23 protein-coding genes and 2 pseudogenes are annotated in these 26,439 nt (G+C 60.1%); 5 read left to right on the forward strand and 20 right to left on the reverse strand.

Features of this window, described 5'->3' with window-relative positions; genetic code table 11:
* The 12 genes and pseudogenes from CKO36_RS20305 to CKO36_RS13180 all read right to left on the reverse strand — a co-directional run.
* Positions 1 to 1,602: glycosyltransferase (locus CKO36_RS20305; protein ID WP_200284514.1), on the reverse strand; the 1,602-nt coding region annotated here is incomplete at its 3' end.
* Positions 1,603 to 1,785: 183 nt separating this feature from the next.
* A complete protein-coding gene (locus CKO36_RS13130) occupies positions 1,786 to 2,586 on the reverse strand; it encodes an NAD(P)-binding domain-containing protein (RefSeq protein WP_200284515.1) in 801 nt (266 codons plus the stop codon).
* The gene (locus CKO36_RS13135) at positions 2,565 to 2,855 is read right to left on the reverse strand and encodes a DUF2442 domain-containing protein (RefSeq protein WP_200284516.1); all 291 of its coding nucleotides are present in this window, start codon (positions 2,853 to 2,855) and stop codon (positions 2,565 to 2,567) included. The genes CKO36_RS13130 and CKO36_RS13135 overlap by 22 nt, the downstream gene beginning before the upstream one ends.
* A 3-nt stretch (positions 2,856 to 2,858) precedes the next feature.
* A complete protein-coding gene (locus CKO36_RS13140) occupies positions 2,859 to 3,116 on the reverse strand; it encodes a DUF4160 domain-containing protein (protein ID WP_200284517.1) in 258 nt (85 codons plus the stop codon).
* Positions 3,117 to 3,192: 76 nt separating this feature from the next.
* Positions 3,193 to 4,215, reverse strand: a pseudogene (wecB, locus tag CKO36_RS13145) (non-hydrolyzing UDP-N-acetylglucosamine 2-epimerase).
* Entirely contained in the window at positions 4,212 to 4,970 is a 759-nt protein-coding gene (locus CKO36_RS13150; RefSeq protein WP_207161471.1) for a class I SAM-dependent methyltransferase, read from the reverse strand. The pseudogene wecB and the gene CKO36_RS13150 overlap by 4 nt, the downstream one beginning before the upstream one ends.
* Positions 4,971 to 5,537: 567 nt before the next feature.
* Positions 5,538 to 6,470 carry an Rpn family recombination-promoting nuclease/putative transposase gene (locus CKO36_RS13155; protein ID WP_200284536.1) on the reverse strand — a complete coding sequence of 311 codons (933 nt, stop codon included), beginning with the start codon at positions 6,468 to 6,470 and terminating at the stop codon, positions 5,538 to 5,540.
* Positions 6,470 to 7,405, reverse strand: coding sequence for a sulfotransferase family protein (locus CKO36_RS13160; protein WP_200284519.1), 936 nt, complete (start codon positions 7,403 to 7,405; stop codon positions 6,470 to 6,472). Before CKO36_RS13160 ends, CKO36_RS13155 begins: the two co-directional genes overlap by 1 nt.
* A 4-nt stretch (positions 7,406 to 7,409) precedes the next feature.
* A complete protein-coding gene (locus tag CKO36_RS13165) occupies positions 7,410 to 8,780 on the reverse strand; it encodes a coiled-coil domain-containing protein (RefSeq protein ID WP_200284520.1) in 1,371 nt (456 codons plus the stop codon).
* Between the two features lie 3 nt (positions 8,781 to 8,783).
* Positions 8,784 to 10,103: a hypothetical protein gene (locus CKO36_RS13170; RefSeq protein WP_200284521.1), complete on the reverse strand. Its 1,320-nt coding sequence runs from the start codon at positions 10,101 to 10,103 to the stop codon at positions 8,784 to 8,786.
* Between the two features lie 206 nt (positions 10,104 to 10,309).
* Complete coding sequence (locus CKO36_RS13175) at positions 10,310 to 12,625, reverse strand: glycosyltransferase (protein WP_200284522.1); 2,316 nt, start codon at positions 12,623 to 12,625, stop codon at positions 10,310 to 10,312.
* Positions 12,622 to 13,344, reverse strand: coding sequence for a glycosyltransferase family protein (locus CKO36_RS13180; protein WP_242469600.1), 723 nt, complete (start codon positions 13,342 to 13,344; stop codon positions 12,622 to 12,624). Before CKO36_RS13180 ends, CKO36_RS13175 begins: the two co-directional genes overlap by 4 nt.
* Positions 13,345 to 13,736: 392 nt before the next feature.
* Between CKO36_RS13180 and CKO36_RS13185 the strand changes: the two genes are divergently transcribed.
* Positions 13,737 to 15,713: a capsular polysaccharide biosynthesis protein gene (locus CKO36_RS13185; protein WP_200284524.1), complete on the forward strand. Its 1,977-nt coding sequence runs from the start codon at positions 13,737 to 13,739 to the stop codon at positions 15,711 to 15,713.
* A 111-nt stretch (positions 15,714 to 15,824) separates the two neighbouring features.
* The gene (locus CKO36_RS19815; RefSeq protein WP_200284525.1) at positions 15,825 to 16,214 is read left to right on the forward strand and encodes a transposase; all 390 of its coding nucleotides are present in this window, start codon (positions 15,825 to 15,827) and stop codon (positions 16,212 to 16,214) included.
* 78 nt (positions 16,215 to 16,292) lie between these two features.
* Here the strand turns inward: CKO36_RS19815 and CKO36_RS13195 are convergent, their stop codons facing one another.
* From CKO36_RS13195 to CKO36_RS13225, 7 genes are read right to left on the reverse strand one after another with little or no spacing between them, the layout of a single operon-like run.
* Complete coding sequence (locus CKO36_RS13195; protein ID WP_200284526.1) at positions 16,293 to 17,555, reverse strand: glycosyltransferase; 1,263 nt, start codon at positions 17,553 to 17,555, stop codon at positions 16,293 to 16,295.
* A gap of 2 nt (positions 17,556 to 17,557) precedes the next feature.
* The gene (locus CKO36_RS13200) at positions 17,558 to 18,190 is read right to left on the reverse strand and encodes a sulfotransferase family 2 domain-containing protein (RefSeq protein ID WP_200284527.1); all 633 of its coding nucleotides are present in this window, start codon (positions 18,188 to 18,190) and stop codon (positions 17,558 to 17,560) included.
* Between the two features lie 22 nt (positions 18,191 to 18,212).
* The gene (locus tag CKO36_RS13205) at positions 18,213 to 19,292 is read right to left on the reverse strand and encodes a chain-length determining protein (protein ID WP_200284528.1); all 1,080 of its coding nucleotides are present in this window, start codon (positions 19,290 to 19,292) and stop codon (positions 18,213 to 18,215) included.
* The gene (locus tag CKO36_RS13210; protein WP_200284529.1) at positions 19,289 to 20,005 is read right to left on the reverse strand and encodes an ABC transporter ATP-binding protein; all 717 of its coding nucleotides are present in this window, start codon (positions 20,003 to 20,005) and stop codon (positions 19,289 to 19,291) included. Before CKO36_RS13210 ends, CKO36_RS13205 begins: the two co-directional genes overlap by 4 nt.
* An 18-nt stretch (positions 20,006 to 20,023) precedes the next feature.
* Positions 20,024 to 20,803, reverse strand: a complete 780-nt coding sequence (locus CKO36_RS13215) for an ABC transporter permease (RefSeq protein WP_200284530.1) — start codon at positions 20,801 to 20,803, stop codon at positions 20,024 to 20,026.
* 47 nt (positions 20,804 to 20,850) lie between these two features.
* On the reverse strand, positions 20,851 to 22,569 hold the full coding sequence (locus CKO36_RS13220; RefSeq protein ID WP_200284531.1) for a polysaccharide biosynthesis/export family protein: 1,719 nt from the start codon (positions 22,567 to 22,569) through the stop codon (positions 20,851 to 20,853).
* Positions 22,566 to 23,015: a DVU3141 family protein gene (locus CKO36_RS13225; protein ID WP_200284532.1), complete on the reverse strand. Its 450-nt coding sequence runs from the start codon at positions 23,013 to 23,015 to the stop codon at positions 22,566 to 22,568. Before CKO36_RS13225 ends, CKO36_RS13220 begins: the two co-directional genes overlap by 4 nt.
* A gap of 160 nt (positions 23,016 to 23,175) precedes the next feature.
* Between CKO36_RS13225 and CKO36_RS13230 the strand changes: the two genes are divergently transcribed.
* The gene (locus CKO36_RS13230) at positions 23,176 to 23,577 is read left to right on the forward strand and encodes a hypothetical protein (RefSeq protein WP_200284533.1); all 402 of its coding nucleotides are present in this window, start codon (positions 23,176 to 23,178) and stop codon (positions 23,575 to 23,577) included.
* A 24-nt stretch (positions 23,578 to 23,601) separates the two neighbouring features.
* Here CKO36_RS13230 and CKO36_RS13235 read toward each other — a convergent pair whose 3' ends face one another.
* Complete coding sequence (locus tag CKO36_RS13235; RefSeq protein ID WP_200284534.1) at positions 23,602 to 24,945, reverse strand: capsular polysaccharide export protein, LipB/KpsS family; 1,344 nt, start codon at positions 24,943 to 24,945, stop codon at positions 23,602 to 23,604.
* 310 nt (positions 24,946 to 25,255) lie between these two features.
* Between CKO36_RS13235 and CKO36_RS13240 the strand changes: the two genes are divergently transcribed.
* On the forward strand, positions 25,256 to 26,113 hold the full coding sequence (locus CKO36_RS13240; RefSeq protein WP_200284535.1) for a sulfotransferase family protein: 858 nt from the start codon (positions 25,256 to 25,258) through the stop codon (positions 26,111 to 26,113).
* An 87-nt stretch (positions 26,114 to 26,200) separates the two neighbouring features.
* Positions 26,201 to 26,439 (forward strand): annotated as a pseudogene (locus CKO36_RS19385) (ISAzo13 family transposase); the annotation flags it as partial.

Genomic DNA, 26,439 nt, shown 5'->3' on the forward strand with positions numbered 1-26,439 from the left:
GGCGCGCGGCAGCGGGCCGAGGGCGGGCAGCGCGGCAAGGCGCGCGAGCGCGGGGTCGAGTGGCGCGGGGGCTGCGGCGCGCCGGGCGGTGGCGTCCACCAGGGCTTGCAGGCGCTCGCGGTTGACCGCCAGGCTGAGCTCGCGGGTGAAGACGGGGTGCGCTTGGTCGGTTGGGGCCTCGGTTTGGCGCAGGCCCTGGAGCGCGGCGGCGAGTTGCGCCGGCAGTTGCGCGCGGTCGACCGGAATGAAGGCGCCCTGCTCGGCCAGATCGGCCAGGCCGGGGGTGGGCTCGGCGAGTACGGTGAGGCCCATGGCGAGCGCATCACTGAGCTTGGCCGGGGTCTGGACGCGCGCGGCGGCGGAGTCCGGGTCTTGCAGGAGGACGGCGAGATCAGCGGCAGCGAGCAGCTCGGGGATCGCGCTGAAGGGCTGGTCATCAAGCATGCGGATGGCGAGCGCGCCGCTGGCGTGGACCGCCTCCAGCGCTTGTTTGAGTGCCTCGGTGCCGGGCGGGAAGCGGCCGACGATGAGATACAGCAGTTCGGGCTGGCGCAGGCTGGCGAGCGCCTGGGCAGTGGCGAGCAGACCCTTGTGGCCGCGCGGGGTGCCGAGAAAGATGACCATCTGTTGCGCGGGGCGGATGTGCCAGCGCGCGCGGGCACGGGCTCTGGCGTGGGCTCTGGCGCCGGCGCGGGGCGCGGCGGCGGGCTGGAACGGGCGCGGGTCGCGGGCGTGGCGGATGATGGCGCCGCCGTGGCGCTGTTGCAGGGCGCGGTTGACGACGCTGAGGCCGTCGAAGGCGGTGGCGAGGCTCATGCCGAGTTCGGTCCAGGGGCGCCCGGACAGGTCGTCCCAGGGTGGCAGGCCATGGTAACGTTGCAGCCAGTGCGCGAGGGCGTGCTCGGCGGGCGAGCCGACGCCGTCGCCAGCACCCGCGCTAGCGCCCGCGCGCAACAGCGGCTGGCCACCGACGAAGGCGCGTTCGTCGTCGTCGATGTCCACCAGGACGCGGGCATCCCACAGCAAGCGGTAGAGCAGCCCAAGGAGAATGTTGGGCATGCGGGGCTTGCAGAGGTGGACGAGGTCGAAGGGGTGGGCGCTGACCAGGTCGATGGCTTGGGCCATGAAGTGGCGGTCGTCTTCGACCAGGATGCTGTGCAGGGGGATGGCGCCTGGGCCGGGCGCGGGATCGGCCCCCTGATGAAAATGGTCGCGCAGCGGTGGCCAGAGCGCGCGGCCGCGACGGGCGAAAAAGCTGCCGATGACGGCGACGCTGGCGATGCCGGACGCGGGCTTCTCGGCCAGGGCTTGGTAGAGGCTGGCGAGGACGTGGGCGCGGCCGAGTGGGTTCTCCGAGAGCGACCAGCAGGTGACGGCGACGCGCCAGGGGCGGCGGCCGGCGCCGGTGCCTGTGACGGGATGCTGGCGACGGTAGTGCTGGTGCGCGAGGAGGAGGTTGTGAGCCAGTTGCGCGGCGATGGGGCCGCTGCGGTGCTGGGCTTCATCAAGCAGGCCGAGGGCGTAATGGCGGATGGCTTGGGCGTGGTGGCCGGCGCGCAGGGCAGCGTTGCCTTGCTGCAGGGCGGTGGCTGTCTGGGGCACGCTAACGCGCTGTCTTGTTGGCTGCGGGGTTGGGTGCCGGTCTGGACAAGAGGTGGCTCCGTTGTTGTTGCTCGGCCAAGAACGCTGTGCTCATCCATGGAGTATAGCGCATGTTTCCGGGTTAGGGCGGTGGACAGGTCGATGTCGTCGTGGGCGATCATGGCGATGCGGTTGAGCATGGTATCATGCCGCTTCCTTGGTTTGTTTTTGCAGGAGTTCAAACAGGTATTCGGGCGCAAAGTCGGCGCCATTCGCCCAAGTGACGGTGCCGAGCTCTGGATGTTGGCGAGCGGTTTTGAATAACTGCCGGTCTTTCAGTGGCTCGAAGATGACATCGCGCGCGCTGTTTTCGGTGAGCTTGCACAGCTCGGCGGTGCGGGCGTTGGTGATGATGCAGGCGCCTTCGACAAAGATGCGGTAGAGCGCCACCGCCTGTTCGCTGGCCTTGCGGGTCAGGCCGCCGATGACGCGGTCGTTGGCGACCAGTTCATGCACCACCTTACCGAGCAGCACGCGCTCCGGGCAGTAGGCGATCTGAATATCCGCATCGTCACCCGCCTGTTGCGGGAAGCTGAGATCGGGCCGTGCCTCGGCGAGCCAGGCGGCGAGCTGTTCGGTGGTGCCGACCGGCGAGGTGGATTCCAGCACCACCAGATTGCCGACTTGCAGCACCGGGGCGATGCTGTGGGCGGCGGATTGGATGTAGCTGAGATCGGGCTTGTGACCGTCCTTGAAGGGCGTGGACACGGCGATAAGGAAGGCATCGGCCGGCTCCGGCGTAATGGTGGCGCGCAGATAGCCCTGCTGGACGGCGGCGCGCACCAGGAGCTCGGGCTCGACGATGCGGATGCGACCGGCGTTGATGGTATCGACGGCCCTTTGGGAGACATCGACGCCGATGACCTGCTTCTCGCGCGCGGCAAAGAGGGTGGCGGTGGGTAGGCCAATGTAGCCGAGGCCGATCATGGCGATGTGGTTGAACATGGTTTCAGGCCGGCCGCGTCCTTGGTTTGTTTTTGCAGGAGTTCGAGCAGGTATTCGGGCGCTAGGTCGGCGCCATTCGCCCAAGTGACGGTGCCAAGCTCGGGATGTTGGCAGGCGGTTTTGAATAACTGCCGATCTTTCAGTGGCTCGAAGACTTCGCCCCAGAGTTCGTTGGATAGATCGATTTCGCCGCTGACACCGTTGTTGAAGGTGACTTGCAGTCGGTAGGGCTCGCGGGGCTCGATGCTGAGGGTGTGCAAAAAGGGCATGGTTTACTCCAAGGGTGGAACTGGGCTCAGTGGCTTGTGCTCGGTGGCCAATGTCCAATTCTGCATCAGCTGTTTTTGATGCAGACCTGCCCATTCAAGCACGGCACGCAGCGCGCGCTTGGGAAATTCACCGCGGATGACGCCGGTTTTGATTTCAACGATGATTTCGTAGTCACCGTAACGCGCATGAAAATGCGGCGGCGGGTAGTCGCCCCAGTTCATGTAGATGATGATGCCGAGGAATCGGGAGAGTTCAGGCATCGGCCGCTTCCAGTCTTTTGCGGATGCGCTCAGCGGCTAGACCGTCGCTGTAGGGATTGAGTGCGCGCGCCATGGCTTAGTAGGCGGTGGGGTCGTCGAGCAGGCAGTTGGCTTCGGTGACAATCTTGTCTTCGTCGGTGCCGACCAGGCGAACGGTGCCGGCGTCGACGGCTTCGGGTCGCTCGGTGGTCTCGCGCATCACTAGCACCGGTTTGCCGAGCGAGGGGGCTTCTTCTTGCACGCCGCCGGAGTCGGTGATGATGAGATGGGCCTGGGACATCAGGTAAACGAAGGGTAGATAGTCCTGTGGTTCGATCAGGAGCACGTCGGGGGCGTCGCTGAGGATACGTTTGACGGGTTCCTGGACGTTCGGGTTGAGATGCACAGGATACAGGATTTGCACATCACCGCGCTAGCTGAGGCGCTTGAGGGCGCGGCAGATGCGCTCGAAACCGTCACCGAAGTTCTCGCGCCGGTGGCCGGTGACCAGGATCAGGCGTTTGCTGGGGTTGAGCTGGTCGAAGTGGGCCTGGAAACGCTGCTGCAGGGCGGCATCGGCTTCGAGCTTGGCGACGACCTGTTGCAGCGCGTCGATGACAGTGTTGCCGGTGACCTGGATGCTGGCGGGGTCAACGCCTTCGCGCAGCAGGGCGTCGCGGGCGCGCGGGGTGGGCGCGAAATGCAGGCTGGCGAGGCGGCCAACCAGGCTGCGGTTCATCTACTCGGGCCAGGGGGCGTGGATGTTGCCGGTGCGCAGACCGGCCTCGACATGGACGACCGGAACCTTGGCGTAAAAGGCGGCGAGCGCGGCGGCCATGGTGGTGGTGTCGCCGTGGACGAGGAGCAGGTCATAGCGCTCGGCGCGCAGGATGGCGCGCAGACCAAGCAGGATGTTGCTGGTGATATCGGTGAGATCCTGACCCGGCTGCATGATGTTGAGGTCGTGATCGGGCGTCAGCTCAAACAGATCGAACATCTGCCGATGCTGCGCGGTGACGCAGAGTTGGGCTTGGCAGACTGGGCTGTCTTGCAGGGCTTTGACCACCGGGGCCATTTTGATGGCTTCGGGACGGGTGCCGATGACGGTGAGGATGTTCATGCCACCTGGCCCTCAATCTGCAGCAGGCAGGCCTGCTTTTCCATCTTGGTGTATTCCTGCTTTGCACACGGACGCATGCGCTTGTGGCACTCGGCTTCCCACAGGGCGACGATGGCGCGTTCGTCGTCACGCATGTAGTCGTTCGTCAGGATATCGAATTGGGTGCTGGCGGGGAAGCTGTCCAGCAACAGGGGCAGCGCGGGATAACGCGCCTGGGGGCCGGTTGCCGCCGGTGGACCATCGACCAGTACCAGCACGCGGGCGTTGTCGAATCGTTGTCGGGCAAGCTGCTGCAGCGCCGTTTGGATAGTGTAGTAGGGGTAGGTGTTGCCGTTCTCGGCCTGATAGGGTTTCAGTGGTGTCAGACAAAGATCGACCCGGTCGCGCAGCCCGGCCTGTTGCAGTTGGGCGGCGGTTTGGTCGCGATACTGTTCGAGGTGCTCGACGCTAAGAAAGGGTGCGGGCGTGCGTTGCTGGCGCGCGGCGGTTTTATGCAGCGCATGGGCGAGGATCAGAGTGGAGACGCCGGAGCCGAATTCGATCACCGAATCATAGGCAGTGGCTTCGACCAAACGGATGAGTAACACGCCGAGATCCGGGCTGATCGGCCAGGCGTGCATCTCGGGCATCAGGATATCGCCGCCCATGTAGGCTTGGAGCCGAATGAAGTTTTCAACCTGATCCAGGCTGTTTTTGCTGCGCTGTTGTTGTTCGCGCTCGAGTTTGGCGCGCATTTGCGTCAGCCGTTCGTTCAATTGGCTTTCGATGGATTCCGCAAGGGTGACAGCCGCGCCGCTGGCGAGGCGAAATTGCGTGGCGGCGAGGTTCAGGCAGCCGACGCCGGCTAGGCGGGTTGGCGATCAACGCCGCAGTCGAACACTTGCTAGAGTGCGTCGAGGGCTTGCTCGGCGCGGTCGGGGGATTGGGTTAGGGGCTGCGGCACGCTATCGCCCTGCCTGGTTATTTGGGTGCATCAGCTGTTGGGGTCGTGTTGGGGATGCTGAGGCTTGCACGAGATCCTGGGCGCGGCCGTGGGGGTTTTCCGACAGCGACCAGCAGGCGACGGCGACGCGCCAGGGGCGGCGGCCGGCGCCGGTGATGGGATGCTGGCGGCGTCGGGCAAGAGCTGGAGCAGCCCGCAGGCATAGTGGCCGATGATGGCCTCGGCATAACGGGCAGCGCGCAGGGCAGCGTTGCCGCGTTGCAGGGGGCTTTGGCGTTCGGGCGCGTGCGCGGGTTGGGGCGAAGGTTCTAAGGGGCTGGCATGAGCAGGGAGTCGTCATTCTGCTTTATCGGCACTGAGTGGGCGGATGCAGTTCATGTCAGTGCTTGAAGAGTGCATCCAGGCTGTCGGCCAAGAGCACATTGCCGATCCAGCCTCTGAGTGTTTTGTGGTCGGCCGTGGTAATCTGATCGGTAACTGCGTCTGGCAACTCACCGAATTTGGCGCCAAGCTGCGCGCGGAGAAGGTCGCGAGCTTCTTCTAGGCGACCTTGTTCGCGCCCTTCTTTGCGCCCTTCTTTGCGCCCTTCTTCGCGCCCTTCTCGCTTGGCTTCATTTAAAAACGAGACCTCGTCATGCAACGCCCGCTCACGCACGAAGGCGAGGCGACGGGCTTCTTCGTCGGCGCTGAGTTGGCGGATGCGGTGCATGGCGTGTTGAACCGGTTCATGGGTGACGGTGGCCATCGTGAGTTCCTCCTGCCAATGTTTAAAGAAGGTAATCCAGGCGCGTAGCGGGCTGGGCGATAGGCCAAGGCGGTCGGCCTTTTTCAGTTCGATCAGGTTCATCTGCAGGATGTTTCCGAGCGAGACCTGGGGCTGGGTTTCATCGCGCATCTCAAAGCGCCAGAGGGCCTGCTGGCGTTCGGCCTCGGTGGCGGTGAAGAGGTCGAAATCGAGCAAGTGCAGGCCGACCGAGGCGCGCAGTTCGCCATAATCTTCGCCGCTGCTCAACTGACCGCCGAGGGTGCGCGCGAGGTAGAACAGCCCGCGCTTGTGCCAGGCACCATAGCGGCGCACTTGCACTTCGACATTGTAGCAATGGCCGTCGACATCGCGAGCCAGGACATCAAGAATGATGTATTTGCCGGTCAGTTCGCTGGGTTCGATATTGGGGTTGAGGATCTCGACGGAGGTGATGTCGGGGAGATCGGGGCGTAGATCGTTGATCAGCGTGCATAGCAGCTCGGGGGCTTCGGCAAAGAGCCGCTTAAAGACGTAGTCGTTGGTGGGGCTGAGGAGGATGTTGTGCATCATGCCGGATAGCCCAGGCGGGCGAGCAGGGTTTGATAGGCATCGGAGGCCTGCGCTTCCTGATCAAGGCTGGGCGGATGCGGGCGGCGCGGGCGGGGGCTGATCAGATCGCCGCTGCGGCCGGTGTTGCCAGAGAGTTCGATGACTGCGAAGGTGTCGGTGAAATCGGGGTTGTAGCTGAGCGCCAGGGCCTCGCAGATGCTTGGCATGACGGTGGTGGGTTCGGCGACGAAATCTTCGTAACGAATCAGCGGGCAGTCCGGGTAGGCATCGAGAAAGGCGTGGACGCGCTGGGCGTATTCGTTGAGGGTGGGTGGGCTGAAGTGCTGCACCCAGCCGGTGTCGAGCAGGCTAAGGTAGACGTCGAACGGGTGGCGCACGGTGACGAGGGAGCGCACCGGGTGGGTGCGCTGGACGATGTCGCGCAGCGTGGGCCGATCAGGGATGGTGTCGCTGAAGTGAAAATGGCCGTGGCTGTGATCGCGCAGGATGAGATGCTGGCCTGCGCGAAGGCTTTGATCATAGAGCGCTTGCAGGCCGGCGAGGAAGAGCAGGATCTGGGTTTCGCGGTCAGCGGGGCGGGAGCTGAAGCGGCTCAGGCCGATGATGTCAGTCGGCAGAAAGCCGCCGGGGACGAAGGGACTGAGGGGGTCAACTTCGCTGAGCACCTGCGTGTTGGGTTGGGCGGCGATGCAGCGACTGATGAGCGTGCCGCCGGTGCAGGCAAGGCTGTGGACGGTACGCACGGGTGGCGGGTTTTGAACATCGGCCTCGGTAAGCAGTTGTTGACATTGCTCAAGCAGGCTGGGCAGGGGATGCGCGAGTTCCTTGGCGGTGGAGGCTGGAGGTTCGGCGTCGTTGTGCAGCAGGTCGAGGGCGTTGTCGATGGCTTCGCGAAAGCGAGGCGAGGCGCTGTTGGTTGTGGAGCGGTGCATCGGCTTACTTTTTCTTGCGCTTTTTGCTGGACTTTCCGTGATGCCTGGTGAGTTTTCGCGTATCGTCTACGGGGTTGTGCTCAAGCTGGTGCAGGTAGCCGGAGGCGGCGGTGAGGCGTTCGGTGAGCTGTTTGAGCAGGGCATCTTGCTTGGTTTTTTGCTCAAGGACTTGCGCGTAGCGTTGCTGCAGGTCTTTGAGATCGGCATCGCGCAGCTGTTGTAGTCGCAGGATAACGCCGTTGTCGCGCGCGAGCGTGGCCTGGGCTTGGTCGCGTTCGGCGAGTTGCTCGGCATGCTGGGCGGCCAGTTGTGCTTGCTTTTCGGCTTCTGCTTTGTACTGGGCCGCTGACTTGGTCTGTTTTTCCGCTTCGGCTTTCGCGGCGTCTCGGGCTTTGGTCAACTCAGCGATTTTCGCCTGGGCTTGGTCCCTAGCTTGGGACGTTTTTTTGAGTTCCTCCACCCGCTCAGCGGCGAGTTGGGCTTGCTTGTCCGCTTCGGCTTTCGCAGCATCCCTGGCTTTGGTCAGCTCGGCGATTTGCGCCTGGGCTTGGTCCCTGGCTTGGGACGTTTTTTTGAGTTCCTCCACCCGCTCGGCGGCGAGTTGGGCTTGCTTGTCCGCTTCGGCTTTCGCAGCATCCCTGGCTTTGGTCAGCTCGGCGATTTGCGCCTGAACTTGGTCCCTGGCTTGGGACGTTTTTTTGAGTTCCTCCGCCCGCTCGGCGGCGAGCAGGGTTTGTCGGCTTGCCTCTGCCTTAGCCGCTTTCAGCTCCATGAGAAGATCATTGCGCTTGAATGTCCAGCGCGGCCGGTCAGGATCGTGCGCATCGTCGCGCTCGATTAGGTCGAAGCCTTGCTCACCCAACCAACCGAGGATTTCCTCGGCAGCAACCGTCTGTTCGTAGAGGGGCTGATTCCCGCAGTGGAGATCGAGCTGCCAGAAACCTTGCAGCTGACCAGCATCGGTCAGTGCCATCAGGCTAGCCATCTCCTGACCGGGCAGGTCGATGATGAGCCGGTGGCGACCCTCCGCCGCGAGTGCAAGCGAGCTGATGAAATCCCCAATGCCGAGGGCTTGCAGCGGTAGCTTCTCTTGCAGCTTTAGGCCAGGAAATAGGTTGTGGAGGCCGGTAGCCGGCTGCAAGCTGCCCGCGTCAGGCAGGTTGTAGCGGTGGAAGGTGACAGCGCCTGCTGTAGGGGCCAAAGCTGCCTGGGTGACGCTAACCTGGGTTAGCCCCTGGGCTCGTGACCGCAGAGAGTCTACCAATTGCGGGTCAGCCTCGACGAGCATCAGGCGCTTGGCGCCGGAGGCGAGGTGTGCCTCGAGTTCGCGGCAAGGGCCGGCGCCGAGGTGAATGAGGGTATCAAGCGCTTTCATCGATTAATTCCGTTCTGCCCGAAACTCACGGACAGCGCGATGCATTTTCCAGGGCATTGTGATCCAGCCGAGGGGGGATTTTCTATTCTCCATCAGCACGGTACCGAGACGGTAGGAAAGATGCCGTTTGACCCTTTCGGCCTCATAAGCGTCGGCGTAGGTGTCAATTGGTGGGAGCTTTCTTGCCTCTCGCTCCGGCTTCTCGCGGTCGAATTGCTTCGCCTCCTTCATCAGCGCACCCGGGATGTGGAGCCATTTTTTTGGCTTCTTGGAGTAGGAGACCATGATGGCGCCGAGCCTGTAGGTGAGTTGCTGCTTGACGCGTTCGGCAGCGCCGTAGTGGGGGCCGCCGGAGTGATCCACTTTGGGCGCAACCGGTTTGAGCCTTGCTGGCCGGCCTTCTTTCAGCGCTTGGTTTTCCAGGAAATAGCGTTCCAGCTCTTCCTGCACTTGATGCAGCTGTAATAAAAGCAGCTCGTTTTCTTCCTCGAGATCCTTCAGCTTGGATTCATCTACGGGCGCCGGTTTTGCCTGTAACTCGGCCAGGGCTTTCTCATGCGTGGCTTGCTCCTGTTGCCGTTCCGCAAGAAGCGCGTTCTTTTCCGAGAACAGTCGGCTGATGAAATTGGCTAGATGCTCACGGGTTTGAATGAAGTTGCGCCAAGCCGCCTCAGCCGTTGGCTTGTCAGCCTGCTTTAGCGCACCAGATACATTGGCCGTTGCTTGCAATTCCTCATACAGCAAGGCGCTGGCTTGATGGGTGGCAAGCAGCTGCGGCAGCAAATATGAGGCCACCACCCGGCCTGTCATCTCGCCGACGCGTTTATCGTCTGGCGCGATGCCAATTTGTGTGAGGAGCTCAGCCAAGGCGTCGGAGGTTGTCGATGCAGAGCGCTCAGCCGGTGCCGGGCCTGAGGATGCAGGCGCGATCATTGGCACGTCGAGCCACTGTCTGACGCGCTCGGCGCTCTGCTGCAAAACGCCTTGCGCATGCACAAGGGTGCAGACGCTGCGATGACGCCGGTAGAACGCAAGCAACGCCTGGTTGTACCGACACCAGTGGTCAAGCATGTTCGCTGTTGATGCGCCGGATTCTGACGGGACGCGTAGTAGGGCTTGCCCGGGATCGTCATAGATCAGAATGAAACGCAGCTCCGGATCAATTCCGCGCCAATAATCGAGCAGAAAAATAGCACGCGGATCAGACCAGTACCAAGCGGGCTGATCGATATTCCCCAACACCAAATCAAGCGCCAAGCCATACCAGACCGCACCCACCTTCAGCGGAGACAGGGGCTGCTCACCGCTGGCATGGGCGTGCAAAGGCACCCGATGCGCTTTGCAGATGGTTTCTGTGATTTGTGCGGGCAACAACTGCTCGCGTTTCGACGGCTGTGCCTCGGCAAACCCCAACGGCTTTAGCATCGCCTCCAGGCCGCAGCCGTCTGCCGAAGGGTGGCCTACGATCAGAAGTTTATTCATATCAACATCAAAAATATTTCTGGGGACAACTCCCGTGCGCCAACCAATTATTTTGGCGGCGCCTGGGCACGAAACCGGTCAAAAGCCGCACCAAAACGCTCGGCCACGGGAAGCACTCCTTTTGTGTCATTCCTCACCCGGAACAAGCTTAGATCCAGATTGCTGCGTGCAGCCATGTAAGAGAACTGACGTTGAAACAAACGACGACCTGCGTCGATCTGGCGCTGCCGGGCGATAGGATCGGCAAAAATTGTGTTAAGTGTAGCGCGCATGCCAGCCCAATCGCCATAGGGAACGAGTCGCAAGTAGCCTTGACGGCCCAACTCAGCGAAGTCGGAGATGGCATTCGCGATGATTGGGGTGCCCATGGCCAGTGCATCCGTGGCCTTGTAGGGCATCTGGTAGTGGCTGGCGGGGATGTCAGGATTGAGCCAAAGAATCACAATGTCGGCAGCGAGGTTGATCCGGGCCATGCCTTCGCGATTCTGGGGCGGCAGCAACCGCAGCCGCTTATCCGAACTCCGCGCAAGCTCTGCGATCCGCGCTTGCTCTGGACTGGCCTGGGAGGCCACAAACAAGAGTTGGTATCGCGCGTCACCCAGATGCTCGATCATCTCCAGAAGCTCATACACGCCTTTGTGAGCGCGCAGCAATCCGCCGAACAAGATCACCCGATCATCGGCTCGGAAACCAAGCTGCCTGCGAATCGCGCTGCGGTCGTAACGATGGATGTCGTAGATCGATTCATCCTTGATGTTACGCATGTATAAGCACCGATTGCCGAAATGTGCATCAAGGGCTGTGTTGTGCGTCAGCACCATCGGCAACTCTTGTGCGATAGGATCAAGCACCTGTGCCCAACGCTCACTATAGGGATTTCGCAGCTCCGGGTCCGACCAATTCACTGCCTCCAAAGGCAACTGAAGATGCTGGACTGCCTGCCCGGGACGGCTCACGATAGTCTCCATATCGTTGATTTCAAGTGCAATCGGGACTCCAGTGCTACGGTTGGCGAGTAGTGCGAGTCCGAGACTGGGGAGTCGCGGCTTGACGACGTAAAGCAAGTCGCCATTCAAGGCGTCAAGGGCTTTGTCCAATACCTTAAAGAACCCAGGAAATGTCTTGCCTGGGCACGACCAGGTCGCGAAGTGCGGATTCACATCGCGTAGGGGCACAAATAGGCCCTCATTAAAAAAGTCGAACGAAACTAACTGTACTGCGTATTCATCGGCCAAAGCCTCAGCCAAGGCAAAGGGTTTGGAGTGGTGGTTGCGACAGTGGTCCCACGAGAGAATGCTCAGCTTCTTGACCCGATGCGCTCGGCGCCGTGGCAGACCTTGCCGAAAATAGTGTTCGGTGGTTTGTTTGACCTGTACCGCCGCAGAATCCTTGCCGCAGCCATTCGCGATTTGATGCAGGCCAGGATCACGTCGATAGAGATTCACAGGATACGGAAAATGCAGCGGATCGCGCAGCCAAGTGTATTTGATGATTAATGCCTGATCCTGCAGACGCGGTAAAGCCTCATCAAACCCACCAAAGCAAGCATATAGCTCTCGCCGGTGCGCGAAAGAGTTTAGATCAATAAAATTCGATTGCAACAAGCGTTCCGCGTCAAAGGGTCCACCACGAAAGCCTTCAATATGCGGGGCATTCTCCTGCGAATAGTAACACGTAATGTCATCCGCATAGATCGCAGAACAACCTGGATGTTTTCTTAGCATGGCTGCGACAATGGCCAGGTAATCGGGATGCCAAAAATTGTCGCTATCAAGATACGCAATGATTTCACCGCGCGCATGCTGCAAACCGGCATTGCGGGCTGCGGCGGCACCGCGCTTCGGCAAGGGCAAATATTCGATGCGCGGGTCATGAAACTCTGCCACCACAGCGGCTGTATCATCCGTGCTGGCATCATCACAGACGATGAGCTGCCAATGCGCATAACGCTGCTCAACCACCGTGGTGATCGCTTCCCCAATAACAGCAGCGCGGTTATGGGTCGGCATAATCACGCTCACCAGCTGCGGCGGCTGAACACAATAAGAAGTTTCGGCCAACAACCGGTCAATGGCTTGTGCGGTTGCTCCTATAGTGTCGGTGATCGCGAGCGGCACAGCCTCACGCAACAACATTTCGAGCTGATGCTGATATAGGCTTGCTTTCTTTTTTTTGTGTTTTTTGACTTGTTCTTGTATGCCTGCTTGCTGTCGCTGCTTGCGCTCGGCAAACCGCAGGTTCGCGGCGATGATGGACGCGAGACCAGGCTGCCGCGCAAGCGCCTGACGGTAGAGATCAATCGCTACGGGATAATCTTTTGTCCGCAGTGCCCGGTTGCCCTGCTTGAGTAAGCTACCGCTCATAAGCCAGCCGGTGGATGGTTTGCTGCAGCTTGTATCAAGCGTTGGCGCAGAATGGCGTCACGCGCGAGTTCTATGATCGCTTGCACCCATTTATCGATTACGAGGGGAACTACGAGACCATTGACACCAGGATTGACGGTGGCACGACAAACAGGGCCGGGGCTGTAAATACCAACCGCACCCGCGCGCGTAATGTCAAAAAACTTGGTACAGGAGCGCGCGCGGTTGAAGGGGTTGTCAAGCAAGGGGGCAAGCCCGATGTGGCGACCCGGCATGGCAAGAAAACTTTGGTAATTTGGCCAGGACATGGGGTGAATCACGGTGGTGCGAGGCAGGTGCCTGTAACGGCGATTGACCTTGGCAGCGCCGATGATTTCGAAGCTGAGGCGGGGTTCGGTTGCCAAAGCAGCTTGGATAACAGGATAGAGCCAGTCGATTTCGGCCTGGTGCGAGGCACTGCCGTGGTAGAACAGGCGAATGTATTCATCGGCGCTGGGATCTGGTCCAGGAGCGGACGGGGATTTGGCCAGTGGGAAGGGTTGCACAAGCCGGGGCTGCCAGGCGGCATATTTATCTTGCAGGTAGGGTGTCGAGACCCACAACTCGGCGCGCTGCGCTTTTAGCCAGCGCTGACGCCGGGTGGCGAGACGGGCCAGTTTTAAGCGATAGCGCAGCGGCGTGCCATGCGCAGCACCGAGATCGAAGAGGTCGTCATCCATGAAGTAGATGACTGACGCCAGGCACGCGCGATGCTGCTGGACAATTCTCGCCCAGGCCGTTGGAATGTACCGAACGAACACGACCCTTGACCGCTCAAGCAGCGCGAAATCTGGCACAGGCTGCCCGAAAACATGCCGCTGAATCGAGTATCCTGCCACTTGCAGAGCCGGCAATACGAAGTAGTCCGTCGACGGATTGGGGCGCTCCTCGATTAAGTGAACGCATTGTGCGGGCAGCTTCCGACCCTGATCCGCGTGCTGGTGCATGGTTCTGTTTTATGATCTTGCGGTGACTCGTAACGACTGGTCCCCATGGTAGAGCCAGTGTGCCAGCGTGTCTGCATTCTTTGAATCAATTTGTTGCATTGATGTTCGAGGGCGTTGGAAATTCTATGATCGGAGTTTGTTCGCGGGGCATTTTGCGCATTCAGGCGCTGGAGGCTTTGCTTGGCGAGGCGGTGACTAGGGTTGGCGGCTTTCCCTCCCGGAGTCACTTGTCCGCCGTCGCAGGGTGGGGACTGAAACCTAGCTCGCGCAAGGCGCGCGCATTGGCCCGGCGCTGCGGTTTGCCCTATCTGGCGTTGGAAGATGGCTTTCTGCGCTCAGTCGGCTTGGGCAATCAGGATCCGCCCCTGTCGCTGATTGTGGATGATCTAGGCGTTTATTACGATGCCTCGCGACCGTCGCAGGTTGAGCGCTTGATTCAGCAGCCCCTTTCCACCGCCGACATGGAGCGCGCGCGGGCGCTACGCGCGGCCTGGCGTGCCGCGCGGGTGTCGAAGTATAACCACTTGCGCGAGTCACGCACCGCCCTGCCCTCTCCGGCGGTGCTAGTGGTGGACCAAACCTTTGGTGATGAGTCTATTTCCCGTGGGCTGGCGAGTCCGGCGGATTTTTCCCACATGCTCGAGGCGGCGCTGGCGGAACATCCGCAGGCGACGGTGCTGGTCAAAATGCACCCGGATGTTTTCGCCGGCCGCAAGCGCGGACATTTTGAGCCTGCTCAGTTGGCCAAGTGGGAGCGCGTGCTTGTGCTCAGTGAGGATGTGCATCCAGTGGCGTTGCTGGAGCGAGTCGAGGCAGTTTATACCGTCACCTCGCAGCTGGGTTTTGAGGCGCTGCTCTGGGGCCGACGGGTGCGCACCTTTGGCCTGCCGTTTTATGCCGGCTGGGGCCTGACGGAGGATGCCTTGCCAGCGCCGGAGCGCCGTAAACCTGTGCCCATTGAACAGGTGATTCATGGAGCGCTGATCGCCGCGCCGCGCTATCTGGATCCGGAAACCGGCGCACGCTGCGAGGTTGAGCGCTTGGTGGAATGGATGGGATTGCAACGCCGAATGCGCGAGCGCTGTCCCGCAGCATTAGAAGCTGCGGGCTTTTCTTCCTGGAAGCGTCCGCTGGTGCAGCGCTTTTTGCAGGGCAGCCAACTTCACTTCGCTCGTCAGCCCTCTGCGGATGACACCCCTCTTGCCGTCTGGGGCATGGCCGCAGCTCCCGCAGGGCGTGAGGTGTTGCGGCTGGAAGATGGCTTTTTGCGCTCCGTCGGCCTAGGGGCGGACTTGGTGACGCCCTTATCCTGGGTGGTGGATAAGCGCGGACTTTATTATGACCCGAGCGGCCCGTCGGAACTTGAAAACATTCTACAAACGCAGGTGTTTGATGCCGCCTTACTGGAGCGAGCACGACGCCTGCGCGAGCGGATTGTGGCCTCTGGGCTGACCAAATACAACGTCGGCACAGCTGCCTGGCGGCGACCATCGACGGCGCGCCCGGTCATTCTGGTCCCTGGGCAGGTCGAGACAGATGCCTCGATTCGACGCGGCGCGCCTGGCATTCGACGCAATCTCGACTTGCTACACGCGGCGCGTGAGGCGAATCCCGACGCTTATCTGCTCTACAAACCCCACCCGGATGTGGTGGCCGGTTTGCGAGCCGCAGGCGAGCATGAGTTCCAGGCGCGCGCTTGGTGTGACGCGCTGATCATGGATGTGCCCATGGCCCAGTTGCTGGATGGCGTTGATGCGGTCTGGGTGCTCACCTCCTTGGCGGGTTTCGAGGCTTTGCTGCGCGGCAAGCGGGTGGTCTGCCATGGCCAGCCGTTCTATGCCGGCTGGGGGTTGACCGAGGATAAACTGCCGTTGGCGCGACGCACCCGGCGACTGAGCTTGGATGAGCTGGTAGCGGGGACACTGCTGTTGTATCCCTCCTATGTGAGCCGCGTTACGGGGCGCTATACCACGGCGGAACGGGCGTTGGATGAACTCTTGGCCTGGCGCGCGCGCGGCGGGAACCCGCCATGGTGGCATCGTCTAATGGTACGTCCGCTGCTGGGGCGCTTGGCCAATGCCCGCGACCGGGCTGCGTTTTGAATTGAGCGCGAAACGTAATCGTTCAAAGACCCCCGACCGAACCGGCAAGGTGGCTGCCGGACGACCAGCGCGACGTTCAGCAATCACGCTAGCCAGATAAGGCCAAGGTAGATGCCCGCGCTGACGGCAGGTTTCGATCACACTGGCCAGCAGGGTGAAGGTGCGCGAACCGGCCTCGTTGCTCGTTCCCATCATGAGGCGGCGGACAATCACACAGGGGCCACGCGTTGGCTGCGCAAGATTTGGGTCGATGGGGGATACGATGGAGCGCCCCTCAAAGCCTGGCTGGCACGCGTGATCTCGCCGTCCATCGATCTGGATGTGGTTCAACGCCCGTCCTCTGGCTTCCATCTGGTCAAACGCCGCTGGGTCGTTGAACGCACGTTCTCTTGGTTGTTCAACTATCGGCGACATTCCAAGGACTATGAAGTGCTGACACGAAACAGCGAAGCCATGATTCAGGCCGCGATGATTCATCTGCTTGCTCGGCGCTTGGCGTAGGTCGTAAACGGGTTTTCAGACAGCTTCTTAACCTTGCTTCGGACAATAAAAAGCAATTCCTGCGCTCCAGTCGGTCTTTTAGTTCTGGCTAAGGAAGCACGCGAGATGATCACAGGCAAGACTCGCGCCCTGTTCGACGGCAAGCAAGGGCGGTAGCGCTTTGAGTCGCGCCAGCATGGCGGTATCGGCCAGGGTTGCTTGCAGGGCTTGGCTGAGATGGGGGGCCTTGTAGCGCGCGCGCGGCAGCACCCGTGCCCAGCCGCAGCTTTGGACGCGGTGGCTGTTGTCGAATTGGTCATCGGCCTGGGGGACCAGCAGAGATGGCCGGGCGTGACGTAACGCCCAGCCGATGGTGCCGATGCCGCCGGAATGCACCACGGCCTGAACATGCGGGAAGAGCTTTGAATAAGGCAAATAGGAGGTCACATGCACGTCAGTGGCTGATGGGAGCTGCGCATGGAGTCTGGAGGAGGCAATGATGAGGGTGCGGAGGCCAAGCGCGCGACTGGCTCTGATACTTTCCTGAAAGTAATCGCCGGGATGCGCGCGGGCATGGCCGCCCAGGGCATAGAGAATGGGCGGGCTGCCGGCGCGAATAAACTCCAGCGCGCGCTGGAGTTGCTCCGCCTGGCCGAGGAAGTCCGCCTCCTGCCAAGTCAGGCCAGTAACCACCGTGTTGGGCGGGACAGCGGGGGTATGATGGAAAAACTGCGGCGAGGTCAGCAGCAGATTCAGTGCACGGGAGTACAGTCCTTCAAAGCGAGGGTGGCCCAGGTGAGTGAGTCCGAGTCGCGCCTGCACTTGCCTCAGCGGGGCGCTGAGAAAGTGGCTGGAGCCACGCACAGCGGCCAGGCTGAGGGCATTTACCCAAGGTTGTGCGGGGGCGATGCGCTGGAGCTTGTGCAGGATGGGAAACAGGCAGGGGTTGTCCGATGAGGCCAAGCCCAGCGGCGAGACAGCGCAGTAGATCCAGGGGCGATCATGTTGTGCCGCCACCAGTGGACCGCACAGAGCGAGCTGGTTGCCGATGACCACGTCGGCGCGGGCGACCAGGGGGCCAAGGACTTGAAGCTCGGCTTGCAGGGCGCGGGCGGAGCCGCCGAAGGCCTCGTTGGAGATCCATGACAGGGCGCGCGCCGGGGGCTTTGCCCTGTTGGGCGTGGCACTTAGGTCTTGATCAAGCGCTTGCGCGGTCAGCCCCAGGCTGCGCGCTGCGCACAGGTGCTGCGTCTGGGTGGCCAGCGTGACCTGATGGCCACGCGCTTGCAGGGCGCGGGCCAAGGCATAGATTGGGATGACGTCGCCAAAGGAGCCCTTGGCAATGATGCAGGCGTGGCCCAAGGTTATTCCCTGGTTGGCGCTGATACAGTCGCCTGGTCGTAGCCGAAGGCGTCAAAATCCGCCCGGTAGAACTGGCAAATTTTATCCAGGACGTCATCGTCAAGATCCACTGAAACAGTTTGCCCCCGCAGTAGCGCGGGGATGCCTGCAGGCTTTTCAATTCCTAAGCAATCACAGGCATAGGCCATAGGTTTGTCCAGGCCGTCCTCGAGTTTGAATAATTCCGTGGCCTCACCAATAAATTCCACCTGGGGGCGCAGGTGATTATCGAAGATGTATGGATTTTTGCCTTGCCTTTTTAATGCAATATCAACCCAGTCAGCAAAGGGCTGCTGTGGTTGGTTTTTCTTCATTGCAAGACGGGCGCGATGCTTATACTCCGAAACCATTCTCTCAACCGGATGCCTAATGACCGCGAACTCATGCTCAAAGTCTGAAAAGATTTCGGTGATAATGGCTTGATGCCAATGCTGTGGCGAACAAGGGAAGCCCGCCGCCTTGTTCTTGTGCAGTTTGATTGACCACAACTCCACGGTCACGCCCAGGGCTGACATGGTAAATTCCAGCGAGGAGCCGCCAGTTTTGGGAATGTGGTAAAAAAAAACCCGCTTGTTGTTGATTGAGAAAATTGGCATCTCGAACCTTTGACCCCGAACCTCAATCATTATGATCGCGGATAATGGCGATGAGTAACTGCAGGATCAGTCCTGTCAGCGCGGCAAGCAGTGCGAAGACGATGGTGTTGTGCAGGCGCTTGGGCCGGTTGGAATACTCCGGGAAGGTGGGGGTTTGCAGCACAGACACCTGTTTGAGGGATCGCGCGGTTTCCACCCGGGTGTTCTCCAGTGCGGTTAGCGCAGTGGCGTAGAGCTGGTTGGAGAATTCCGCTTGCAGGGTTAGCAGGTCATATTCGGCGGACAGGCGGTTGAGTGCGTCTCCCGAAGTACGGGCGAGACGCGCGCGCTCGCGGGCGACTTGTTCTCGCACCCCTTTGATTTCGCTCTCCACGCGTTGCATGTCCGGAGCGCGCGCGCTTTGCGACTGACTCAGTGCCACCTTGCGCGCTTGCAAGCTGGCCAGCTCTCCTTCCAAACCCGCGATCACTGTGCTGATGCTCGCGACGGTTTCTGGTGGCGACACCAGGCCATATTCATTTTGGTAGTTGAGCAAGCGCTCTTTGTCTTCCACCATGCGCTGCTGGACTGCCTCAACCTGGCGCTCGATAAAGCGGACTTGCTCCTCGGCCAGGCGGTGGCCCATGGCATTCATGTGTTCCTCGCCGGCCTTGAGCAGCCCCTCAACCATGCGTTGCGCAGTCTCGGCGTCGAAGGCTTGGGCGGAGATTCTCAACACTTGGGCATATTCATCAAGCTCGACCGAAATCTGCTTGAGCATGTAGCGATGGAAGTCCTCCATGGGCACGCCCGCAGCAGACAGGCGTGACAGGCGGTCGATATGCGGATCAGCGTAGTGCGCGCGCAGGCCAAGCTCGGCATCCAGGATGGCCAGCATGTCGGTTGAGAGCATGTAATCACGCAATACCAGCAGATCGTTATTGGTCTGGCCTGCCACGATGGCGGCAAGTCCGCCCTCGGACTTGGCGATTTGCGCGCTCAGTAAGACCACATGCGCGCGGGAGAGATAACGGTCGCTTGCGATCAGCGACCAATACATGGCGGCACCGAGGATGGACAGCAGAATCAGCGCCCAAAGCGGTTGGCGGCGCAGGGCATTCACGCAGCTTTCCGAATCGGGGCGACCGTTGCGGATTTTTTCTTGGGGGACTTGACGCTCGCGTTATAGGCATCCAACCCCTCGTTCACATCATCGAACCACAGCGGCGGCTCGCCCTTGCGCAGCCACAGGGCGGCCTGGCAGAGATCGCGCAAGATCTGCTCCTCGTGCGAGACCATGATGACGCTGGCCTTGCCGAGCCGATCATGAAACACCTGCTTGGCCTTGGCCTTGAAGGCCGCGTCTCCGGTAGCGGTGGCCTCATCGGATAAATACACATCGAAATCAAAGGCCAGGGAGACGCCAAAGGCGAAGCGGCTGCGCATGCCGCTGGAGTAGGTCTTGATGGGTTGGTCGAAGGCCTTGCCGATCTCAGCGAAATCTTGCATGAAGTCGATCACTTCTTTGATGCGATCCGTGTAGCCATGCACCCGGGCGAGAAATTTCAGGTTCTGTCGCCCAGTCATGCTACCCTGAAAGCCACCGGTGACGCCGATCGGCCAGGAGACGCGACAGCGGCGGATGACCTCGCCGCGGTCGGGGTGATCCTCCCCGCCAATTAAGCGCATCAGGGTGGATTTACCGGCGCCGTTGCGGCCAATCACCGCCAAACTGACACCCTTGGGCAGCGTGAAATTCAAGTCCTCGAGCACCCACTCGACGGACTGGCGCGTTTGGTTGTGGTAGCGTTTGTAGAGGTTTTTGACTTCGATCATTGACTTGTCATTCGGCGCTTATTGGGCCTTGAGGCGGTGTTCATAGCGCGTATGCAGCGCCAAACCGAGCGCGAGTGTGATCAGTATCCATTGCCAAAAATACTCCAGGCTCACGCCAGCGAGCAGGTGGTAGCCAGAAAAATAGGACCCGCGCAGCAATTCCAGACCATGCACAATGGGATTGTACATAAGATACTCCAGCATTTTCGGCGGAAAACGGTTCAACGGCAGGATAACACCCGAGAGAATCAGCAGCGGGAAGGTTATCATTTTGATCAATCGCTCCAGGTCCGGGATCAATCGCACCACCACGGACACAACCAGGGCGCACCCCAGCCCGAGAAGCGAAAGCGACAGCCACATAAAGCCCACTCCAAGCATATCATCTGGCAAGGCATCCATGCCGACCAGAACGGCCAAGCCAAGCAGAATCAGCAGCACAATGGTCTGCAGCATGCCCTCCATGGCATGGCGCACCAGCAGCGGATCGACCGGCTTGATCTGGCGATAGGCAAAAAGCGCTTTGTTGGCCTGAATGGCGCTCATACCGCGGGTGATGGCGTTGCGAATGAGAAAAAACCCGGTCAGGCCGATGATGAGCCAGGGGATAAATTCCGCGCCAATGATTTCTCGCGTGCGCCCCATAAAAGAGCGAATGCTCACCATGAAGCCGATAAACATCATGGGCTCACCCAGCATCCAGAACCAGCCCATGCGATCATTCATGGTCCGCGCGAGTACCTCGCGCATGAAAAGCGCGTGCCAGACGCTCCAGGTGACCTGCCAGTGGGTACGCATTCGATGACTAGCTCAGGGGGTTGCAGGGATGGCAAGCAATCCAGAGGCTAAAGGTCGAGTGCGACCTTGGTGGCGACCGCGATTTGGTAAAGAATCTGGGTGAGGGTCTTGGCTAGTTCCAGATTTTTGGTCGGTACCCTTGGCAGCACCAGAATTTCGTCCCCAGGGCTCGGCGTAATGCCTTTTGCCCGCACCACTTCGCCGCTCTGGCGGGCGAGCAGGATGTTGCCACGGTCGGCACGGTCAGTAAAACCACCGGCGCGATCAATGTAGTCTTTTACATCCAGGCCGCTGGTGTAAACCATGGCCTGGGGCACCACGACCTCGCCACTGATAAAGATGGAATCAGACCGGTTGGGGATGGTGATCACATCGCCATTTTGCAGCCCGACGTCGCTGATGTGGCCATTTTTGGCGACCACCAGCCGCCCACTGACTTCCAACTCGCGCGCGCGCTTGACGAAATCCTGAATCAACTCGGCTTCCTTGAAACGAATATTGGCCTCGTCTACCGTTGAGGATGACGCCCCAAGATAGGCCGTCTCCAGCCGCCGCAGGCTTTCATGCAGGGATTCGCGCTGGCGTTGGGCCACGCTCTCGCGCCGAATCGAGATGCTGTCGACATCGGCGAGTTGCGGTTGTACCGGAATGCTGTCGAGGAGCTCCGTCAGGCGCGCGTCCCTCGGAATGGTAAAGCGCGAGGGGCCAATAAAGCTGCCCTCAATCTGCACCACGATAGTCTCGCGTCGGTGATCCACGACAAAATCGATAGTATCGCCATCATGGAGGCGCCGCTGGCGCAAATCACTGAGCGCGAGATACTCGGAGATCGGCCCCTGCTCACGCATCCCACTCAACAAACCGAAGGACACCCCGGGGCGCAGGCGCACCCACTCGAACAGTTGCCGCACGGTCTCAGCCCGTCCAGCAAGCTCATAGCGATAAGGCTGGGCGACATCGCCAAGCACCGTGACCATGGCGCCCTGGCTATCGACCACGATGGTATCGCCCTCCTCGAACTGCAAGCGCGGCAGGCGCCCATCGAGCAGAAAGGGATAGAGGTCCACGCGCGCGATGACCTCGCCCCCGCGCTGCACATGAATCTTGCGGAAGCTGCCGGCAGCAAGATCAACGCCGCCGGCCTGGTCGAGATAATTCAGCACCGAATCACTGGGCGTGCCCGAGTAGCGCCCTGGCGAGGGCACGAAACCGGTCACAAACACGCCAACCGGCTGCACCCCCTGCAGGTTGGTGTAAACCGAGACATTATCGGTATAGACCTCGCTGATGGCCTGGCGCACGCGCGCGTCAAGCTCGCCAGCGGAGACGCCTTGCACGGCCACGGGGCCAACCTGGGGGATGAAGACATTGCCCTGGGCATCGACCGGGAGCACCGCGTCGAGCTGCAGAGCGCCCCAAGCGCGCACCGTGACCTGATCGCCCGGCATGATGCGATAGCTGGGGTTGAGCCCCGAAACGCGCATGGCGCGAAAACCGCCCTGGAACAGACGGGCGCCGAAAGGTGGGATCTCGTTCGCACCAGCGGGGGTTGGGGTGACCGGTCCGTAGTTGAGTGTTCGCGACAACATCTGCGGCGGCCCTTCGAGGTCGTCCACCATGGGCTTGGCACGTTGTTCGGGCGGAATGTCGACTTCGGCGCTGACCCCTTGGGCCAGCGTAGGCCGCCCTATCCCGACCACGAGCCAGAGCAGTGAAACCAGCAGCAGCCTGAGAGGCAACACCCGGCGCACGGCACATACCATCATTGCGCGCCCCCCTCATATAAAAGGAGCGACGTGCTGTGATGCAGCACGGGGCGGCCGTTGATTTGCAGCAGGCGAACAATCTGCCAAGTGGGCGCCCGGGCTGGGCTTGCGCCATCTTCCCGGCAGGCCAGCGCCGGCCGGGCCTGCTGGCGGGGTTCCACTGTCAGGCGCCGGCAGCGGCGTCCGCTGGCCGCAGCGTAAGGCGGATGGAATTGCACCATGACTCCTGGCCCCCAGGGGGTTTGCGACAAGCTGCGGGTGGCGCCCGCCGGTGCCGTGTCAAGCGCGCGCTGAAAGACCTCTAGCCCGCTTTGGCGGCTAGGATTGTCCTCGCGCACAGCGGCGGATGGTGGCACGCACCCAGTAAGCGCAAGCAGAGCAACACCGACCAAAAGCGGATAACGCCGGTAGAGCAATGCAACGGCAGGATGCTGGAACAAAGACATAGACGGAAAAAACAACAAAAAAGCGATAGCCCCGCACCATCCGTTATCAGATAGCAACCCGGCACCCAGGATGGGTCTGAAACCTGCCATAATAGCAGCAATGACACCATGAACGATGGATTGGCACCACATGGCGCTGGGAGTTTGGGAGGAGCCATTAATGAAGGAATTTTTCGTTGGCGTTGGGCTATCGCTGTTACTGCTGCCCCTGGCATTACTTGGCCTGCTGATGCTCGCCTTTTATGGAGTTACCGGGCGGGTGCAGCGGGCGCGCGCCGGCGTGCGGGCGCTCGACCATTTTGTGAATGCCTCAGTCTTTAATGGCTACTCGTGGGAATCGATCTCCTCCCACGCCTGGCGAGAGCGCGAAAATCAAGCCTGGGCGCGGCTGGTGGTGCGCTTTGCCAATGTGTTTCAGCAGGATCATTGCCGCCGCGCCAACAAGCGCGAGCAGCATGTGGTGGATTTGATTCTGCGGCGAAACCTGCACGCACAAACCATTGGCCGGCAGCGCGCGAGCGAAAGCAAAACGCCAAAGCAACCAAAAACAGTAAATCCTTAAGCCTTGTACTTCGGCCCTGATGCCTCAGCGCTCTGGCTGAACCTCTAGCGATGCCAAATTCCCCCGTGCCACCGGGTTCACCTTGGTACTGGCGGTTGATCCCGCTACCACTCTCGGCAGGGCGTGCTTCGGCACCCTGTCCAACCCCCAGTTCCGCTCCAGTTCCGGCGGCCAAATCACACCCGTGTGATTATTCACATCGGGCAGCGGCCGATAAAAGTTGCCATTGGCTTGATTGTGCGCGCGCAACCAACTACGAAAGCGCAAGAACAGATCATGATCCACCACTCCAGGATCACGCCAAAAAGCGTCAAGCCCACCCTGGAAGGTCAGACCTGGCATGTCATAAATTGGCGTACCCAGCACGCACAGCGGTGTTTTATGAAGAATGGACGACAAGCCGACCGTGCTATTGATCACCACACAGCCGAGGGCATGATCAAGCAGGGTTGGCAAGTGAACATCATGCACATAGAGCACGCGCTCACCCACGCCATATTTGGCTGCCCGCTGCGCGATAAAGCGACCATATTCCCGATAGCCGCGATCCAGCGGATGGTGCTTGAACACCAGGAAATGGCCAGGCGCCGCCCCCCGGGTGAAGGACACCAGGACTTGCTCGATAAATTCCTCGATACTCGAGAAATCTGAATGCACGCTGATCTGGGCGTCATTGTGGGTTTGCAGCGGTGCGATGAAGTAGCGCTTACTCAAAGGCCCAACAAGGCGCTTGGCGAGCGGTCGCTCGCGCCACCCAAAATAGTGCTTCCGCCACCACGCGCGCGCCCAATAAAAGGCCTGGGGCAGAGGCGACAGCGAGCGATGATGCATATAATGAGGATAGCCCCGGCGCAATACCGCATTCGCGAGGGCATAGATGATCGCATGGAAGACTGCGCGCGAAAAGCCATTGTTCACCTTGCGCGGGGCCGGATCAGCCCGCACGCTTGGCACCTGGCTTCGGTAGAAGGCCGGATCGCGCGGCAGAGATGAGAAGTTATTCACCCCACCTCTTTCGATGGTGATAAAATCCGGCCGAAGGTAACCTTCCTCAAACACATAAACGACCGCCCGCTGCCAGCGGATCACGTCGGGCACGCTCATGTGGTAATGCCGGCAATCCCCAAACAGAAAGACCGCATCCACATCAAGGCGCGCGAGCAGGCGGCTCAGGTAGTTCGGCCAATCCTCTAGGGTGCCGTAGTAGTCGATCGCGTCTTTTGCATAATAGAGCCGGTCCCCCGGACAGAAATTAATTTTGAAAACCTCCGCTCCTGCAGCTTCCAAATCCAGCTTCAACCGCCAGAAAAAAGGCCCCATCGGCCCCTGTAGCAGCAATACCCGTTGACCGGCAAAGGCTGACAGCACGTTTTCAGTTCCTCGTTTTTTGGTTGATCCGTCCCTTTCCAGGGGAACACGTCCTGCCCGTTTCCCAATGGTCTTTAATAAGCATAAGCTTAACCCTTAGGCAAGATCCCACCGCAGGTTTCGCAGATCTCGCTTATGCGCTTTTTGTTAGGATAGCACGCTGAACGCGGACTCGCACCAATTTCTCGCACCAATTTCTCGTGCCAACTTTGTGCGCCCTATCGCAAAGTTTCACCCTGCCGAGGCGCCTATCCGTAGCGCCGGCAACCCCGTTATCGCAATTCGCGAGATAACAATATTTGGAGCATTCATGACTAAGCCACACCTTTGTTACCCGGATATATCGCCTGTTGCCGTTGGCGGCTTGGGCGGCAGCGGAACGCGCTTGATAGCACAACACCTCAAAGACACCGGTTTTTATATTGGATCCCTGCTAAACGAGGCCAATGATAACCTTCTATTCACCCTGCTGTTTAAACGTACAACAATCCTATCCATATCTGATGCTGACTTTGATGCCTTGATTGACATTTTTGTCAAATCAATGACTGGTGAGACTGACTTTACACCGCAGCAACTTCAATTAGCCGAACATCTCGCAGCGCAATATGCCAACCCCCAGATTAAAGCCTGGCTCAGCGCCCATGGCAACCCACTGCTTTACCAAGTGCACCGCCACAAGCCAGATAACCCATGGGGTTGGAAAGAACCAAACACCCACATCACCCTAGATCGTCTGATAACGAGGTTCCCCAAGCTCAAGTATGTTCATGTCATGCGCAATGGGCTGGATGTCGCTTACAGCTCCAATCAACGCCAACTTAAGCTTTGGGGCAAGCATTTTCTGGGTGAATCTGTCGCCCCAACACCCTATTATGCTCTGAAATTTTGGTGTATCATTCATCAACGCGTTCTTGCCATGGCCGAGTCAAACCCCGGCCAATTTATGCTACTGAATTACGACAACCTGTGCGCATACCCCGAACAAGAAATTGACAAGCTACTCGGTTTTTTATCCATTGAGCCGTCCAGCGCTGTCACTAAACAACTGGCCAAAAGCGTGCAGCCTCCCACCTCGATCGGCAGATTCCGGCGCCATGATCTTGGCCAGTTCGCGGAAGAAGACATCGCTTTCGTGCAGTTCCTTGGTTTTGATGTCAGAGTGTAAGGCAACTCCCTGAAAATAACGTATCAGGACTTAGGGCCTGTCACAAAATAAGTGTCTCACTTTGAGGGCTGCTGCTATGCTTATGGCATGGTCAATGGCGACACACTAAAACGGCGGTTTGAGCTTCTTGAACCGGTTCTGGATGAACGGTTGCGTCGGTTATTCGCCGCTGCGGAGGCTGAAGCCATTGGGCGTAGAAGTAGCGTTTTGGTGTCTGAAGCCACGGGTGTATCCCGTCGAGCGATCCGCGTGGGACAACAAGAACTGCTTAATCGCGAGCGCAGCGATCCCACGGGCGCAGAACGCGAACCTCGGCGTATCCGCAA

The organism is Rhabdochromatium marinum, from assembly GCF_016583795.1.
In the GTDB taxonomy this organism is placed as follows: Bacteria; Pseudomonadota; Gammaproteobacteria; order Chromatiales; family Chromatiaceae; genus Rhabdochromatium; species Rhabdochromatium marinum.

Coding starts and splice junctions, on each gene's coding strand:
- CKO36_RS13215 (WP_200284530.1), bottom strand. CDS start 20,803: ATGCGTACCCACTGGCAGGTCACCTGGAGCGTCTGGCACGCGCTTTTC.
- CKO36_RS13185 (WP_200284524.1), top strand. CDS start 13,737: ATGATCGGAGTTTGTTCGCGGGGCATTTTGCGCATTCAGGCGCTGGAG.
- CKO36_RS13225 (WP_200284532.1), bottom strand. CDS start 23,015: ATGTCTTTGTTCCAGCATCCTGCCGTTGCATTGCTCTACCGGCGTTAT.
- CKO36_RS13135 (WP_200284516.1), bottom strand. CDS start 2,855: ATGCCCTTTTTGCACACCCTCAGCATCGAGCCCCGCGAGCCCTACCGA.
- CKO36_RS13230 (WP_200284533.1), top strand. CDS start 23,176: ATGAAGGAATTTTTCGTTGGCGTTGGGCTATCGCTGTTACTGCTGCCC.
- CKO36_RS13165 (WP_200284520.1), bottom strand. CDS start 8,780: ATGAAAGCGCTTGATACCCTCATTCACCTCGGCGCCGGCCCTTGCCGC.
- CKO36_RS13175 (WP_200284522.1), bottom strand. CDS start 12,625: ATGAGCGGTAGCTTACTCAAGCAGGGCAACCGGGCACTGCGGACAAAA.
- CKO36_RS13130 (WP_200284515.1), bottom strand. CDS start 2,586: ATGTTCAACCACATCGCCATGATCGGCCTCGGCTACATTGGCCTACCC.
- CKO36_RS19815 (WP_200284525.1), top strand. CDS start 15,825: ATGCCCGCGCTGACGGCAGGTTTCGATCACACTGGCCAGCAGGGTGAA.
- CKO36_RS13180 (WP_242469600.1), bottom strand. CDS start 13,344: ATGGATGACGACCTCTTCGATCTCGGTGCTGCGCATGGCACGCCGCTG.
- CKO36_RS13220 (WP_200284531.1), bottom strand. CDS start 22,569: ATGATGGTATGTGCCGTGCGCCGGGTGTTGCCTCTCAGGCTGCTGCTG.
- CKO36_RS13160 (WP_200284519.1), bottom strand. CDS start 7,405: ATGCACCGCTCCACAACCAACAGCGCCTCGCCTCGCTTTCGCGAAGCC.
- CKO36_RS13140 (WP_200284517.1), bottom strand. CDS start 3,116: ATGCCTGAACTCTCCCGATTCCTCGGCATCATCATCTACATGAACTGG.
- CKO36_RS13240 (WP_200284535.1), top strand. CDS start 25,256: ATGACTAAGCCACACCTTTGTTACCCGGATATATCGCCTGTTGCCGTT.
- CKO36_RS13200 (WP_200284527.1), bottom strand. CDS start 18,190: ATGCCAATTTTCTCAATCAACAACAAGCGGGTTTTTTTTTACCACATT.
- CKO36_RS13210 (WP_200284529.1), bottom strand. CDS start 20,005: ATGATCGAAGTCAAAAACCTCTACAAACGCTACCACAACCAAACGCGC.
- CKO36_RS13155 (WP_200284536.1), bottom strand. CDS start 6,470: ATGCACAACATCCTCCTCAGCCCCACCAACGACTACGTCTTTAAGCGG.